This window comes from Vibrio comitans, from assembly GCA_024346835.1.
Classification (GTDB): Bacteria; Pseudomonadota; Gammaproteobacteria; order Enterobacterales; family Vibrionaceae; genus Vibrio; species Vibrio comitans.
This window is the reverse complement of record AP024867.1, coordinates 1,462,043-1,476,141: the sequence shown is the minus strand read 5'-3', so window position 1 is coordinate 1,476,141 and position 14,099 is coordinate 1,462,043. Positions and strand designations below refer to the sequence as shown.

The following is a 14,099-nucleotide window of genomic DNA, read 5'->3' as shown; positions in this document are numbered from 1 at the left end:
GTCCAATGAAAGACAAAAGTAAAATCGACAGGCCAATACCTGTCGATTTTCTACTCATTGATGATATCAAACCGGTTTTATGGGTTAAGCCGCCAATCAAAACCTTCAGGTTTTGATGTGGATTCCGTGTTAGTGACCGCACTGAGCAAAATCTGTGCTTGTTGCGGTGTCAGCGGTTGCTTGTGTTTGTCCTTAGCAAAGGAATAGCTCAGTAGTTGCTTCCAGATCAAGGCAGATTCGCTATCTAGTTTATCGGAAAATGTGCGGTTTCCTGCTATCAGATAAAGGTGGTCGACCGCTTCTGAGAAGCGTTGACCTTCGATGGCTGATTTATACTGCTTAATTTCAGTATTTACGTCGATTTTGGCTGGCGTCTTTTCTTCAGAGTTTGGCCTCGCTCTACGTTTTAAAACGATATCGATACTAAGACCGGCAAAACAGAACAGGCCAAGGAAGTACACGCCGTATTGAGACCCAAACTTGGTAATGTCTGCAACAAGATCATGATCTTCAATGAGCGCGCCACTAGCACCGACTTGAAACTCGATTGGTTCAGTGGTCAGTGTCTTTAGCTGTTTAGCTTCAGTATCCCACCACTTTATTGACTGCGAGGGGATAATTAACTTCCCGGATTCTTGGAATACCACCGTAACGGCTTGGGTCAAAGCCGCAGTATTTCGCTTGCTTAGACGATCAAAGATATTCTCTTTAGCTACTGGTTTTTCGTAGACCTCAACACCGCTAATATCTGGCACCTTTACATCAGGAAGAAGCATCATATGTGAGTTCTTTACCGTTAGTTGGTAGGTTAATACCACAGCTTCACCTACCTCAAAGGCATCACTGATAGGTTTATCCGTTGTCAGTGTAAAATCAGCATTGGTGCCTGTTACAAGTTCGTTAGTCGTCTCCATTGAAGAAGGCTTTTGAACACTAAAGGTTGTTTCTTTTGAAGAAACACTGCCTTTCAATGGACTTCCCGATTCGTTATTAAGCGCTACTGCAACGTCAAAGCTTGGTATTACAAATGTTCCTGCGGTAAGAGGATAGATATACAGCTTGGTTGTTTGTGTATACCACTTTTCGCCATCTAGCATCCGTGCGGAGCGCGTAACTTGCTGGTCGTCGTTTTTTACTACTGCGTTTTTCAAATCGAGGTAGGGCATTACCATTGCATCTTCAAACGGCTGCGTGCTACTCATCTCAACCTCAACCAAAACTTGTTGCTTGGGAACAACGCTTTCGTTTTTAACCTGTACCGAAAGTGTCAATTGCTCGTCATCAATGATCGGCTGAAGCACATTGGCAAAAGAGATATTGCATACCGACAGCAGTATCAACCCCAACGATACTGATGAAAGCCACTTAAAAGCCCAATTCATCGAGTGATTACTCTTGCTCATTCGCGTATTCCTGTTGAAATTTTTGTCGCAAGAACTTTGAAGGATCTTGTCTAACCTGCTTTAACCAAACCTCATTAGAGAGCTCTGCTGGCGTGCCTTCCGAAGCTTCTTCTTCGCTGGTGGCCATGTTTCTGTCATCAATGACTTTCTCGCCTTCTTTTTTATCCAAAGGCGCATTTTTTAACTTTTCGATGGCAGCGTTCATCACTGCTATGTTTTGTTGCATCTCTTGCGATAGTTCAGGGTTTTGACTCAACTCAACATAGAGAGCTTTGGCTTGCTCAAACTGATTTGAATAGGCAAATACGTTCGCTAGCAGGTATTTTGATTTTGCATCGTCACGTCCTTTAAGCAACGCCATAGCACTCTGAAAGTCCCCTGCAAGGTAGGCGCTGTGAGCTTGCCAACTCTCTGAATCAAATGAAGCCTGAGCTTTGGCATATTCCCCTTGCTCGAAGTAAAACTGTCCCTGTTGATCCTTAGTCAGCCAAAAGTCCATAAAGCGTGCTGGGGACATGACTCCCCAAAACGTTATGGCTACTGCAACTATGAGTGTCCATTGCCAACCTGATCTTCCCTTGAACCAGTGGGTGGGAGATTTCTTCTTGGTTACCATTGCAATGTCCATCCTCGTCTAAACCACATTAGTTGAATAGGCAGTAACAAAAACAACAGCGGATAGCCTGAATCAACCCACGGTTGGGCTTTGTCATTTACAGCAAATAAGTTGCTCTGAATATCTCTATACACCTGTTCAACATCTGTTGAGTCATGGGTAAATAGGGTCATTGAGCCGTGCCCAGATTTAGCCAGGCTTTCAAGTTGTTGTATCTGCGTGTTTGATAAACCTTGACCCGCGTCTCGCCCACTGTCTGGGTTTTCTCCCATTGCCCAGACCAATACTTGATGCTCCAAAGAGGAAAACTCTTGTGTCATTTTGTCGATCGCTTTCTGGTCGGTTTTATCGGTGACGATAAGTACGGTCGATGGCACCTTTGACTCAGTTAATAGTTGTACGATCGGTTTAATCACTGATTCTGGTTTACTTTGGTTGTCAGGTAACAAAGTAGGGTCCAGCACATCTAAGAAGTAACGAAACAACTCTCTATCTTTGGTTACGGGCATAGCAACGTGAGAGCTTCCGCCGTAAACCACTAAGCCAGTTTTAGCATCGCCTCTTAGGTCTGCCAACTGGGAGATCTTTTGTTTGGCGCGTTCAAGTCGTGAGGGCTGAATATCCGTTTGCGACATAGAGCCTGATACATCTAACGCGACGATTAACTCAGCATTATCTTCAAAAAACGGTGAAGCTTGTTTTTTCCATGTTGGACCAGCCATCACGATTGTTGATAACACTGAGAAAATCAAAAACAGTTTCAGAGGTGTTAGCCAACTACCGCGCTGTTGATTCAGTGTCAGATGCGCAATGATGTTTGTTGACATCACGGACTGCCACTGAGCAATTAAGTCTTCTTGTTTGGTCATTAGGCGCTGTATCGCGATTAACGGTATCAGAGCTAATAACCACCATGGGCGCATGAAATGGAAATTGCTGATGTCACCCATTAGTCCCCAATCTAATACATTATTCATTTGGACCCTCTTGCGTGCGAGTGAGCACCTCTTTTACACGCTTGTTGCGCCCTGCGTGGCTTGCAAATACAAGCAGTGCAGCTAGCAAATTAAACATGAAACTAATGCCAAATGCCCAGTGATGCAGACTATGACGAGGTCTATGAGTCAATAGTTCGAATTCTTGCTGTTCTAGTTCATCGATAGTGGCGTACGCTTGGTTAAGTTCAGCTCGGTTCATGGCATGAAACATTTGGCCACCTGTAATCTCTGAAACCTTCTCAAGGGTAGGGAGATCCATCTTGTATCGTCCCTCAGTACTTGGGTCACCAATGGCAATGGTATAAATTTTTACTCCATATTTGGCTGCAATTTCGGCAGCTTTTACTGGAGGCATTTTTGAGCTGGTGTCGTCACCATCAGTCAATAAGATCATGACGCGTTGCTTGCTTTGCTCTTGTTCAAATACTGCAATAGAAAGGCCGATAGCATCCCCAAACGCTGTTTGAAACCCTGCATAGCCAAGCTGTACATTTTCCAACAGTGACAACCAAGTCTTAGTATCTTCAGTGAAAGGGGCCTGAACGTATGCGGCATCCGCAAACAAGATAAGCCCTAGTCGATCGTGCTCACGTCCTTTAGCGAAATCACTAAGAACTTGTTTCGCAATGTATAAGCGATCGTGTTTATTGCCTTTATCATCTGTGAAGTCTTTTTCGGACATGGAACCAGATAAGTCCAGTGCAACCATGATCTCTCTAGCTGACTTTTTTTGTTCTATGGGTTCACCCACCCACATAGGCTTTGCTATTGCGGCCACCAAAGACAGGTAACTAATGACGACTAATGCCCATTGGATTTTTCTTCTCTTTAGCAAAGTCGCGCTTTGCGAGGGTTTATCCTCTGAGACAGAAACGAGACGCTCAAAAAATGGTACTTGAAGTGCATTTTTAGATTCCTTATAAGCAGGAAAAAAGCGATAAACCAATAGTGGTAATACGGCTAACAAAAAGGCGAGAGGGTATTCAAATTCAACCATGATTTACCTCATGATGTTGTATCCAATGAGCCACTTGTGCATACAAACCTTGACTCTGATGTTGGTCGATACTTACTTTTGGTGAGTAAGATAATGAAGCCAATAGCCCATTAAACTGTGTTGAAAATTGACTACCTTGGCATTGTTCATCTAACCACTGCTCCCATTGAGATCCGAGTAATGGAGATACTAGGCTGCGCGGGTATGCATCCAGTGCGGTTTTTCGAAGCAAATGAGGTATTTGCTTAACCCCTTCGGAGTGTTTTTGTAGTTTATCTAGTTCAATCAAAGCCATGCGTCGGTAAGCATTGGCTTGATATTGACGGTAAGCAAGGTAGGCGCGATACAAGACTACGCAGATGATGATACCCGCAACAACATACCAACCCGGTGCATTGGGAATCCATGATATGTTTTCTGGTAGCGACGGCTCTGCCAACCCTGACAACATTGAGTTCATACTCATGGGCTTCAGTGTTTCAACGGTGGTACTCATCAGAATTAAGCTCCAAGTGCTTTTCGTAACTGCTGATCCGCAGGTTGAACGGTATTGATATTGATGACCGGAATTCGATATTTTTTGGCGACTCGGGCAAAGTTATCTAGTGTCTCAGTAACATCTTGTGCAAAGCGCTCTTTAAGCTGGGTCTGCTTACCGGTAATGGCTAATTGCATTTCGCCATCGCTGAGTACCATCTTGTCCAGCTCCGCTAGGTTATGCTCTAGGGGATCAGTCACATGGCACAACACGACATCATTGTGTTTACACAAGGTTTTGATTTGCTCTTCGCTTTGTTCGTTGTAGCCATAGCCGTCAGTGATCAAGATGACTAAGGCATCGTGCTTAACCAAACGGGAGGCTTGATGAAACAGTTTGCTAAATGAGTTGCCTTGAGAGTCCTCGGCAATGCCCACCTTCAATTGATGATTCTTAATCACAATCTCATTTAAGATTTTTAATACATGATTCGCACTGCGTTGCGGGGCGATAGGCACTGCAACAGTATCGTTATAAATGATGGCACCAACACGATCTGTCGAGTCAGTGACTTTCCACGCAATCAGAGCGGCGATTTCAGCGGCGATGACCGATTTCATTTTCCCTGTGCTACCAAAAAACATATTGGTTCTTTGGTCAACAAGTAGGTAAACGTTTCGTTCCCGCTCTTCAGAGAATATCTTTACATGCGGCTTACCCGTTCGCATGGTGACTTTCCAATCCATGGTGCGAATGTCGTCACCGATGTGGTAGTGACGCATTTCTTCAAAATTTAAGCCGCGCCCTCTAAGCTTTGATACGTGGCGGCCAGTCAATAGGCTGTTCACGGGCTGAGGTGGCAGAAAATCAAAGCCAGTCGCCTTGTATTTCATTAAACGCAACGACTTCAAATCGGTGTAGATTTGTGGGTCTAATTGCGGATCTATGGAGTTGGATTTGGCCATGTTGTTCTCTCTTACGCTACCGCGACTTGAGATAGAATTTCATCAATAACTCGATCTGAGCTGATACCTTCAGCCAACGCATCGTAGGATAGAATTAAACGGTGTCTAAGGACACCATGTACCACTTCTCTCACATCATCAGGATCAACAAATTCTTTACCCTTTAGCCACGCCATAGCGCGAGCACATTTGTCGAGAGCGATCGTTGCCCTAGGGCTTGAACCTACTGCTATCCAGTTGGCAAGCTCTGAGTCTGGGTATTTCTCTGGTTGACGCGTAGCGACAATGATAGACACCAAGTATTTGAGAACCGCATCGCTGCAGTAGATCTCTTGTATTTCCTCACGTGCTGCAAAAATACAAGCCGGATCGATAGGCTCAGGTTTTTCCGATGAAGGCTTTTCTTCGCCGCGCACCATTTTTATGATTTGCTCTTCCGCATCAGCATCTGGGTAGTCCAGATTGATTTTCATGATAAAACGGTCCATTTGAGCTTCAGGGAGCGGGTAAGTACCTTCTTGTTCAACGGGGTTTTGAGTGGCAAGTACCATGAATAAATCAGGCAACTTATAGGTTTTACCTGCTACGGTTATCTGGCGCTCTTCCATTGCTTCCAATAAAGCAGCTTGTACCTTGGCAGGAGAGCGGTTGATTTCATCGGCGAGTAGTAAATTATTAAATACAGGTCCCGGCTGAAAGGTAAGCGTAGGTTTGCCATCTACGTCTTGATATACCTCAGTACCTGTAACATCAGATGGAAGTAGGTCGGGGGTAAACTGCACACGACCCAGATCAACGGATAAAGCTGAAGCTAACGCCTTAATAGAGCGAGTTTTAGCTGTTCCAGGTAGACCTTCTAATAACACGTTACCGTTAGTAAGTAGGGCGACTAACAGTGTATCGACCATATGCTGTTGGCCGATGACAGACTGCTCCATCTGTTTCTTCAGTTGCATTACTGATTCTAAATTAGAATTCATTTGGTCACTCTCTTAAGATTATATCGTTAATAAATACAATAGGTTAAACATAGTTCGTTCACAGGTGTTATGCTGAATATGTTCGAGAAATATATGCTACCGCTTGTTTAGTTATAAATATAATGACTAATTTGGATAATGTAATATGCTTTATGTGGATATCATGTATGAATGTAAGTCAATAGCTTTGGAAACAGGAATTCGTAAACTGTGAAACGTGAAAGGCACAAATCAAGTCAATCTCAAGGGAAGCGTTCGTTGGTTTGAAGTGTTCAATTTGGATGACATATACAGGAAGCACATCAAGAATAAATCAGGTGTATTTAATCTCGATTTCCGTCACCACATTCCAAGCCAAAAGCTGCGTGATGACTTCCGATTACAGCCTTTGTTAAAAAACGAATAATAGGGGCTAGGTTTTAAGAGCTAGCCCTTAGGCACTGTAATATGCGCCCAGTGCATACCATATATAGAAAACTGTAATTCGATTAAATACCACTATTTGCTTATTCTCTCTTTAGAGAGGCAGTGAGCACTTAGGGATGGAGAGACGGCTTACGCCTATTATCTTTGATTTAGCGGAGTACATAATGAAAAAACTGGCACTAGCAGTATCGATTGGTTTAGGTATCACAGCTCTTCCTAGTTTTGCAGCAACAGAAGTCTCAAGCGAAGCTGATTTCTTTAGCAAAAATGGTGCAATCACTACAACAGATAATTACGCGGTATTTGAAAGTTCACGCCAAATTCTAAAAAACCAGGATCTTGCTGGTATCAATAAATTTCTCCACAAACGCGAACTGACTCCCACAGATCAACAACCTGTTGTTCGAATGAACCGTGATACATACTACTCGATGGCGGTGGTTGATGTTTCTGAAGGTGCGACTATTACGCTTCCTGAAGTTCCAGAGGGTAAGTATCTTTCTTATCAGGTGGTGACTGAAGATCACCGAATCCAAGCGATGGGTTATGGTGCGGGTACATTTGAGCTGAAAACTCATACAGGCAATCATGTTTATATTGTTGTTCGTTTAGACGCAACATTCACAGAGGCAGAAGCTCGTCAGATCCAAGATAAAATGAGTATTGATGCTAACTCAAATAAAATGTTCACAGCAGAACAAGTGAATAAAGCGTCATTTGAGCAGGTAGAGAGTGAGCTAAAATCACAGATGCCAACTATCTTAAAACGTGACGGTAGCCAAGCGTTAACGGGTATGTTTACCGATCCTAACGATGAGTCAAAAGAGCTATATACCGAAGAAAAATACGCAGTTGGCGCAGCGATAGGATGGGGCGGTGCTCAGATGAAAGACAACATCTATGAAGTATCAGGAAACTACCCTGCTAACCAATGTCACCAAGCAACGTTTGAAGATCCAAAGAACCAAGCATTTTGGTCTATCACTGTGTATGACAAAGCAGGGTTTATGTTTAACGACGTAGCAAACCTTAGTTCAAACACAGCAACGCCTAATAAAGATGGCTCATACACAATCAGCTTCGGTTGTGGTGATGATGCGCCAAACAACATTAAAACAGCCAATGATTCTGGTGTATTTAACCTAGGTATTCGTCACTACATGCCTAGCCAAAAAGTAACCGATGGTTACCGCATCTTACCAACAGTTAAGGTTGTAAAATAACCGATTGATTAGATGACGTAGGGCTAATCAATGTTACGCCCCGCTCTTTAAAAGAGCGGGGCTTTTTTTTTAGTTTAAGAGGTCGGTTGGCTTTCTAGAGTTTCGCTGGTGGACTGTTGTTTCGATAGAACAAGATAGACCGCAACTTGCACGAGTATCGCGACTAACACGACTAGGGGTGAAGCGAGAATGCCAGAAACAACGAAACTGATGAATGCAATAGCGCCGTTAACCAGAGCGTAAGGTAGCTGAGTTCTAAAGTGCTCGTATTGATCACAGCCTGCGCCAGTAGAAGAAAGTATGGTGGTTTCTGAAATTGGTGAGCAGTGATCGCCAAATAAACCACCGGATAAAACTGCGCCAATACAGACTAACATAGGTGCATCAATAGCGAAGGCAGTCGGTATCACCAATGGCATTAAGATAGCAAAGGTTCCCCACGATGAACCCGTAGCAAAAGAGATTATTCCAGCTAACAAAAATGCTACTGCAGGCACCAACCAATAAGGAAAACCCGCTTGGGCTTGTTCTGCAATATAGGCGGCGGCGCCCAGTTCTTTACCTACAGAGCTCAGTGCCCATGCAAGTATAAGAATAACTGCTACAGACATCATATTAGACATGCCTTTTAGATACACTTGAATGCCGTCGGACAGCTTTCTTACTTTGTACACTGCCATTAGGCCGATAAGTGTGAATGCGGCAAAAAAGTAGGCAGAAGACAATGCTGCTCTGAACGTAGAACCTGATACTTGTTGGAATGGGAAGCCGTGAGGTATAAGAATAGAGCACAGTACGACAAGCATGACCAGAAGTGGTGCCCATACAAAGCTTGTTTTGGCATTTTCGTGCTCAAAGACATTAAGAGAATCTTCAACCTTACCAAAATCAGAGCCTTGCTTAGCCAGTCTTTCTGCTTGAGCCATTGGACCAAAATCCAGTTTGAAAAAGGACAAGATAGGCACAATCGCTATGGCTAGGAAAGCATAAAACTGGTACGGGATTGCGCCAATAAAGGCATCCCATTCACTCATTCCTACCTCTAGAGCAGCGAACTCTTTTTGAATAAGACTCATGATGTAGACGCCCCAACCAATGAAGGGAATCAAAATAGCCACTGGAGAAGAGGTCGAGTCGATAATAAACGCGAGTTTTTGACGTGAGACTTTAAGTTTATCAAACAGTGGTCTAAATACTGGCCCTGCAATCAATGGGGTACCAAGATCAGAAAAGAAGATAGCAATACCACCAAACCATGTAGCAAGTTGCGCTTGGCATTTATTGGTTACCCACAGTGTCACTCTCTTAGCGAATGCAACACCACCACCAGATTTCTCCATCAAAGCAACGAATCCACCAATGAAAACCAAAAGCAACAGTACGCCCGCATTGTAACTGTCTGTCAGTTGAGGGAGAAGATAGCTTTGCATCAATGCACTAAATGAGTCTAGCGGCCCTTTGTCGATAAAGGTGCCCTCTAACATGGCAACGCCACACACTACGCCAGAGAAGAGCCCAACTACTACGTTTCGAGTTGAGAGCGCTAAGGCTAGGGTGACAATAATTGGGAGAAGGGATATAAATTCAGGCTGTTCCATAGCAAATACCGTAATACATAATCAGTCATTTTGTGTGAATATACATGCACTAAATCTCTATGTATATAACATAGTGCTAATACTTATATATAAGGGTTTTAAGTGTTGTTTTTATGAACGGTAGAGATGCGTTTTGTAACAAATGTAAAGCTTGGCAGATTTGTTAAATAGGCATAGTAGTGGTGGATAGCTTTGCAACAAGTTGGCTTTCTCATTTGTACTCACACGCATAATTAACGAACGCATGAAAGCATGGATTTAGACCAACTTAGCATTATTAAAAAAAGAGCGCTTAATGCTTTAGTTTTGCACTAGGATGAATTAACAACATGATATTAAGGGAAAAATAATGTGGTTACACGAGACACAATTAGAGTCTAAAACGGTCAAGTTAGTGCCTTTGCAATCAGAACATGCTGATGCATTAGTTGCTGCAGCATCCGATGGTGAGCTTTGGAATTTGTGGTATACCTTTGTACCCAGCAAAGAAACGGTGAGTAGCTACATTGAAACCGCTCTGGAGCAACAAGCTTTAGGGTTAGCGCTCCCTTTTATTGTGATTGAGAAGTCTACAGGGGCAGTGATTGGTTCGACGCGATTTTGCAATGCTGATTGTGTGCATCATAGAGTAGAGATTGGTTACACCTGGTATTCAAGCCGTTTTCAAAAAACGTCTATAAATACAGAGTGTAAATTACTACTTCTCTCCCTCGCTTTTGAAACTCTCGAGGCTATTGCTGTGGAGTTTCGCACTAGTTGGTATAACCAAGCTTCAAGGGCTGCAATAGCCCGATTAGGTGCTAAACAAGATGGTGTATTGAGGAATCATCAAACACTACCCAATGGTGGCTATAGAGACACAGTAGTGTTTTCAATACTTAATAGTGAATGGCTGAGTGTAAAAGCTAATCTCGAATATAAGCTATCTCAGTACCAGAATTAATGGGTTTTTAGCGAAATGGGCCATCTTCAAAAATGCCATCAATAAATTTCTCCACTAGAGCGACTTCATTGGTGGCTCGGGCGAAGGTTCTTAGCCCAATAATTTGTATTTGAACGTAACGGGCTAGCTCAATAGGATCTTTTCCTGGAGGGAGCTCTCCTGCATCCATCGCTTTTGTAAGTATTGCCGCTAACTCTGCTTCTACATCCCCTAGTAGTTGCTTAGCCAGTGCTAGTAACTCTGGGTTGTCTGTTTCAGTTAATTCAGCAACAGACTTTACGACCATGCACATGCCACTTGGCGCGGAGTCTCTGCCTTCGATTATGATGGCCTTAATAAATGCTTTTAAGCCGTCAACGTTAGAGTCAGCATTATCCAAGCTTCGGTGTAGGATCTCGCCACTTTCCTCGGAGTAACGTTGAATAGCCTCTTTAAACAAATTATCTTTGCTACCAAATGCGGCATAGATACTACCTGGACGCATATCAAGAGCATCTTGCAGTGCCCGCATTGAAGTGCCGTGATAGCCTTTTTCCCAATAAAGGTCTTTGGCTTTATTGATGACATCATCTCTATCAAAGAGTGCACGTTTGCCCATGGTAATACCTACTGCGTCTAAAATTGTTCACACCGGATTATAGCGGTTAAATTAACGATCGTTCAATATCAATCTAGTGCTTTGCTCAATTCAAGCAAGATCTGCTTATAGTTTTCTACTGGATGGGCACCAGTAACTGCGCTCTCTCTATTAAAGATAACCGTCGGTACGCCGGTGATTCCCATTTGTTGCCATTGAGTTTGTTGGTTCTTAACCTCACTTTTAAGCTCTGGCTTGTCCAACCAAGCCATCCCTTCATCAGCATTCAAACCTACAGCAGCGAGTTCTTGCTTTAGGATAGTGCGGTCAGATACATCTTTTTGTTCACTGAAGAAGGCGTTGAATAGCCTGAGTTTTAGCTGGGTTTGCTTACCATGTTGCTTGGCGTAATCTAAAAGCACGTGAGCCTCTAGGGTATTTACCATCTTCATGTCGTCAAAATAGTTGAATTTAAAGCCGTGTTCAGCGCCGGCCGCAGCGATTCTTTCTCTCGCACTAGCACTATCTTCGGGGCTACTTCCATATTTGCGAGCGATATGCTCTCGAAGGTTTTCACCTTCAACTGGCATATCAGGGTTTAACTCAAACGGTTGCCATTCAATATCAATCTTGTCTTGTAGTTCTAGCTCTTTGATTGCCGCTTGTAGGTTGTTGTAACCAATAATGCACCAAGGACAAACCACGTCCGACACGATATCTAGCTTTATTTTACTACTCATCAACTAATCCTTTTTCGTTTCCGCTATTTTGAACGATCGTTACAAGTAAAAGCATACACCGATGCAGATGAAAGGAAAGAAAAATGTCATTTTATGAGTCCTTGAAACTGCGACGTATTTCTTGATTTTTAGTTGATAGGTTTCTAATGCTCTGAACCGAAAGGAAACATGGTTCTTGTAGAAGTCGAGCTTTTTGTACAGATTGGAATGTAATGAAGGTGGGGTGGTAGACTCATTTGTGCCCCATTCGAAGTTATGCCTGACTAGCTTCTTACTCCATTTAAACATCTTTTGACTTACTTTTCGTAATGTCAGCACTTAGACACAAAATCAGACTTTAAAACACCAGTGAGATCAACACGATTCACGCAGTTTAAGCGTGCTCTGGCGTGTATGGTTAATTTTTATTTCTTTACAATGATATGTTTTGTTTCATCTATATTGGCAATTAACCGGCTGTTTCCGTGAAACATTGCATTTCACCGTAAAACTAAGGGATTGAGCAGTACGGTTGGACTATCGAAGAAGTTCGAGGTTTCCTAGGTGAAAACGTTCTAGGTTTTAACGAGCAGATTTGGGATGAATCTTCTGCAGAACAAGTGACAAAAAATAGTCTCGAATAAAAGGACACTAAGTAACACCTATAGCATCTTACGGGGTGCTTTTACTTATTATAGATAGGAAAAGATACAAAAGTAAGCTGAGTGATATTAGTGTTTTTAATATATAGCTATCAATATAATTGGTTCAAAAAATGGAAAGCCGGAGGGCTTTGTTATTAATAAATTAATTGAGATGAAAGTGATTTTTTAATCAATAATCCTTTTTTACAACGTCGGAGAACAGCAATGAAATATAATTTTTCTACAGCAGCAATTCGCAAGGATACTTATTCTGGGAAATGGGCAGCAATGACCTCTTGGTCCTCTTATGCAAATGATGAAACCTTGCCATTTTGGGTTGCCGATATGGAATTTGAAGTGGCTCCAGAAATTATTAAAGGTATGAAAGCGGAGATTGACCGTTTAACGTTTGGCTATTCTGTACCGACGGCTGAGTATTATGACAAAACACAAGCATGGTTAAAGCGTCGCTACGATTGGACGATCAACTCAGATGATATTCGTGTCGCTTCCGGTACAATCAATGGCATTTCAACGCTGATTAAAATAGCGACTAATGCAGGGCACGGGATAATAATTCAAAGCCCGGTTTACCATAAGTTTGCAGAGTTAGTAACCAAGTATGATCGAATCGTGGTGGATAATCCATTAAAAGAAGAAAACGGAAAGTATGATATGGACTTTGAGCAACTAGAGATGCTTGCAAGTGATCCAAATACGACAATGATGTTACTTTGTTCTCCGCATAACCCGATAGGGCGTGTCTGGACAACTGAAGAGTTAGCCAAAGTCGTTGATATTTGTGGACGTAATAATGTTCTTTTGGTTTCTGATGAAATTCATTCAGATTTAACACGTGTAGGTATTACTCACATACCTACAGCAAAAGCAATTTCTAATCCAAATCATGTTATTACTCTCAACGGTACGGGTAAAACCTTTAACTTAGGTGGTATGCACATTAGTCACACAATTTTCTCAAACGCTAAATTAAAGGCTAAATGGGATACGGAAATCGGGCTGGCACTGCCGAATCCAGTGTCAATGGCTGCTGTTGAGGCCGCTTATACTCAATGTGACCAGTGGGTAGACGAATTACGACAAACCATAGATGGCAACTTAGAGTTTACTAGAGCCTATCTGGCCGAGTGTTTACCTCAAGTTATGATGCAAATGCCAGAAGCGACATACTTTGCTTGGCTTGATTTTCGTGGTTTTGAGTTATCGGACGAAAAACTGGATGAAATTATGATTCAAGAAGCGAATATTTTGTTAGAAGGTGGTGCTGTATTTGGTGCAGGTGGTTCCGGCTGGCAGCGTCTAAACCTCGCATGTACAAAATCTATGTTAGAAGTCGGTTTGGAGCGTATGTGTAAAGCATTTAGCAAATACGCATAAAATAACAAACGAAAATTATATGAAGTAAAAGGCGGTGGTTACCGCCTTTTTTATGGGCCGTTAGAGGTCGCTCAGAATATTTTTTAACGAAGATTGTTGTATTAGTGGCGACGATGTGTCGAAAAAAACCTTCA

General features: G+C 42.6%; 13 protein-coding genes. 3 read left to right on the top strand and 10 right to left on the bottom strand.

Going from position 1 to position 14,099, the window contains the following annotated elements; translation table 11 throughout:
• Positions 1-77 precede the first annotated feature (77 nt).
• The 7 genes from OCU46_RS20080 to OCU46_RS20050 are packed head-to-tail and all read right to left on the bottom strand — an operon-like array spanning position 78 to position 6,437.
• On the bottom strand, positions 78-1,403 hold the full coding sequence (locus OCU46_RS20080) for a BatD family protein (RefSeq protein ID WP_141269058.1): 1,326 nt from the start codon (positions 1,401-1,403) through the stop codon (positions 78-80).
• Positions 1,390-2,019, bottom strand: coding sequence for a hypothetical protein (locus OCU46_RS20075; protein WP_141269060.1), 630 nt, complete (start codon positions 2,017-2,019; stop codon positions 1,390-1,392). The genes OCU46_RS20080 and OCU46_RS20075 overlap by 14 nt, the downstream gene beginning before the upstream one ends.
• Positions 2,013-2,996 carry a VWA domain-containing protein gene (locus OCU46_RS20070; protein ID WP_141269062.1) on the bottom strand — a complete coding sequence of 328 codons (984 nt, stop codon included), beginning with the start codon at positions 2,994-2,996 and terminating at the stop codon, positions 2,013-2,015. The genes OCU46_RS20075 and OCU46_RS20070 overlap by 7 nt, the downstream gene beginning before the upstream one ends.
• Positions 2,989-4,014, bottom strand: coding sequence for a vWA domain-containing protein (locus OCU46_RS20065; protein WP_141269064.1), 1,026 nt, complete (start codon positions 4,012-4,014; stop codon positions 2,989-2,991). The genes OCU46_RS20070 and OCU46_RS20065 overlap by 8 nt, the downstream gene beginning before the upstream one ends.
• On the bottom strand, positions 4,007-4,510 hold the full coding sequence (locus tag OCU46_RS20060; protein WP_141269066.1) for a DUF4381 domain-containing protein: 504 nt from the start codon (positions 4,508-4,510) through the stop codon (positions 4,007-4,009). Before OCU46_RS20060 ends, OCU46_RS20065 begins: the two co-directional genes overlap by 8 nt.
• Positions 4,511-4,515: 5 nt before the next feature.
• A complete protein-coding gene (locus tag OCU46_RS20055; protein ID WP_141269068.1) occupies positions 4,516-5,457 on the bottom strand; it encodes a DUF58 domain-containing protein in 942 nt (313 codons plus the stop codon).
• A gap of 11 nt (positions 5,458-5,468) precedes the next feature.
• The gene (locus OCU46_RS20050; protein ID WP_141269070.1) at positions 5,469-6,437 is read right to left on the bottom strand and encodes an AAA family ATPase; all 969 of its coding nucleotides are present in this window, start codon (positions 6,435-6,437) and stop codon (positions 5,469-5,471) included.
• 590 nt (positions 6,438-7,027) lie between these two features.
• Here OCU46_RS20050 and OCU46_RS20045 point away from each other — a divergent pair.
• A complete protein-coding gene (locus OCU46_RS20045; RefSeq protein WP_141269072.1) occupies positions 7,028-8,086 on the top strand; it encodes a DUF1254 domain-containing protein in 1,059 nt (352 codons plus the stop codon).
• 74 nt (positions 8,087-8,160) lie between these two features.
• Here OCU46_RS20045 and OCU46_RS20040 read toward each other — a convergent pair whose 3' ends face one another.
• Positions 8,161-9,684, bottom strand: coding sequence for a Na+/H+ antiporter NhaC family protein (locus OCU46_RS20040; protein WP_141269074.1), 1,524 nt, complete (start codon positions 9,682-9,684; stop codon positions 8,161-8,163).
• Between the two features lie 349 nt (positions 9,685-10,033).
• Here OCU46_RS20040 and OCU46_RS20035 point away from each other — a divergent pair, with 349 nt between their 5' ends.
• Positions 10,034-10,627 carry a GNAT family N-acetyltransferase gene (locus OCU46_RS20035; RefSeq protein WP_141269076.1) on the top strand — a complete coding sequence of 198 codons (594 nt, stop codon included), beginning with the start codon at positions 10,034-10,036 and terminating at the stop codon, positions 10,625-10,627.
• A gap of 7 nt (positions 10,628-10,634) precedes the next feature.
• Here OCU46_RS20035 and OCU46_RS20030 read toward each other — a convergent pair whose 3' ends face one another.
• A complete protein-coding gene (locus tag OCU46_RS20030; protein WP_141269077.1) occupies positions 10,635-11,225 on the bottom strand; it encodes a TetR/AcrR family transcriptional regulator in 591 nt (196 codons plus the stop codon).
• Between the two features lie 68 nt (positions 11,226-11,293).
• Positions 11,294-11,944 (bottom strand): DsbA family oxidoreductase, encoded by a 651-nt coding sequence (locus OCU46_RS20025; protein WP_141269079.1) that lies wholly within the window; start codon positions 11,942-11,944, stop codon positions 11,294-11,296.
• Between the two features lie 848 nt (positions 11,945-12,792).
• Here OCU46_RS20025 and OCU46_RS20020 point away from each other — a divergent pair.
• Positions 12,793-13,965, top strand: a complete 1,173-nt coding sequence (locus tag OCU46_RS20020; RefSeq protein WP_141269080.1) for a MalY/PatB family protein — start codon at positions 12,793-12,795, stop codon at positions 13,963-13,965.
• Positions 13,966-14,099: the final 134 nt, after the last annotated feature.

Excerpts from the sequence above, each read along its gene's own strand:
- OCU46_RS20080 (WP_141269058.1), bottom strand. The coding sequence starts at position 1,403 with ATGAGCAAGAGTAATCACTCGATGAATTGGGCTTTTAAGTGGCTTTCA.
- OCU46_RS20075 (WP_141269060.1), bottom strand. The coding sequence starts at position 2,019 with ATGGTAACCAAGAAGAAATCTCCCACCCACTGGTTCAAGGGAAGATCA.
- OCU46_RS20070 (WP_141269062.1), bottom strand. The coding sequence starts at position 2,996 with ATGAATAATGTATTAGATTGGGGACTAATGGGTGACATCAGCAATTTC.
- OCU46_RS20065 (WP_141269064.1), bottom strand. The coding sequence starts at position 4,014 with ATGGTTGAATTTGAATACCCTCTCGCCTTTTTGTTAGCCGTATTACCA.
- OCU46_RS20060 (WP_141269066.1), bottom strand. The coding sequence starts at position 4,510 with ATGAGTACCACCGTTGAAACACTGAAGCCCATGAGTATGAACTCAATG.
- OCU46_RS20055 (WP_141269068.1), bottom strand. The coding sequence starts at position 5,457 with ATGGCCAAATCCAACTCCATAGATCCGCAATTAGACCCACAAATCTAC.
- OCU46_RS20050 (WP_141269070.1), bottom strand. The coding sequence starts at position 6,437 with ATGAATTCTAATTTAGAATCAGTAATGCAACTGAAGAAACAGATGGAG.
- OCU46_RS20045 (WP_141269072.1), top strand. The coding sequence starts at position 7,028 with ATGAAAAAACTGGCACTAGCAGTATCGATTGGTTTAGGTATCACAGCT.
- OCU46_RS20040 (WP_141269074.1), bottom strand. The coding sequence starts at position 9,684 with ATGGAACAGCCTGAATTTATATCCCTTCTCCCAATTATTGTCACCCTA.
- OCU46_RS20035 (WP_141269076.1), top strand. The coding sequence starts at position 10,034 with ATGTGGTTACACGAGACACAATTAGAGTCTAAAACGGTCAAGTTAGTG.
- OCU46_RS20030 (WP_141269077.1), bottom strand. The coding sequence starts at position 11,225 with ATGGGCAAACGTGCACTCTTTGATAGAGATGATGTCATCAATAAAGCC.
- OCU46_RS20025 (WP_141269079.1), bottom strand. The coding sequence starts at position 11,944 with ATGAGTAGTAAAATAAAGCTAGATATCGTGTCGGACGTGGTTTGTCCT.
- OCU46_RS20020 (WP_141269080.1), top strand. The coding sequence starts at position 12,793 with ATGAAATATAATTTTTCTACAGCAGCAATTCGCAAGGATACTTATTCT.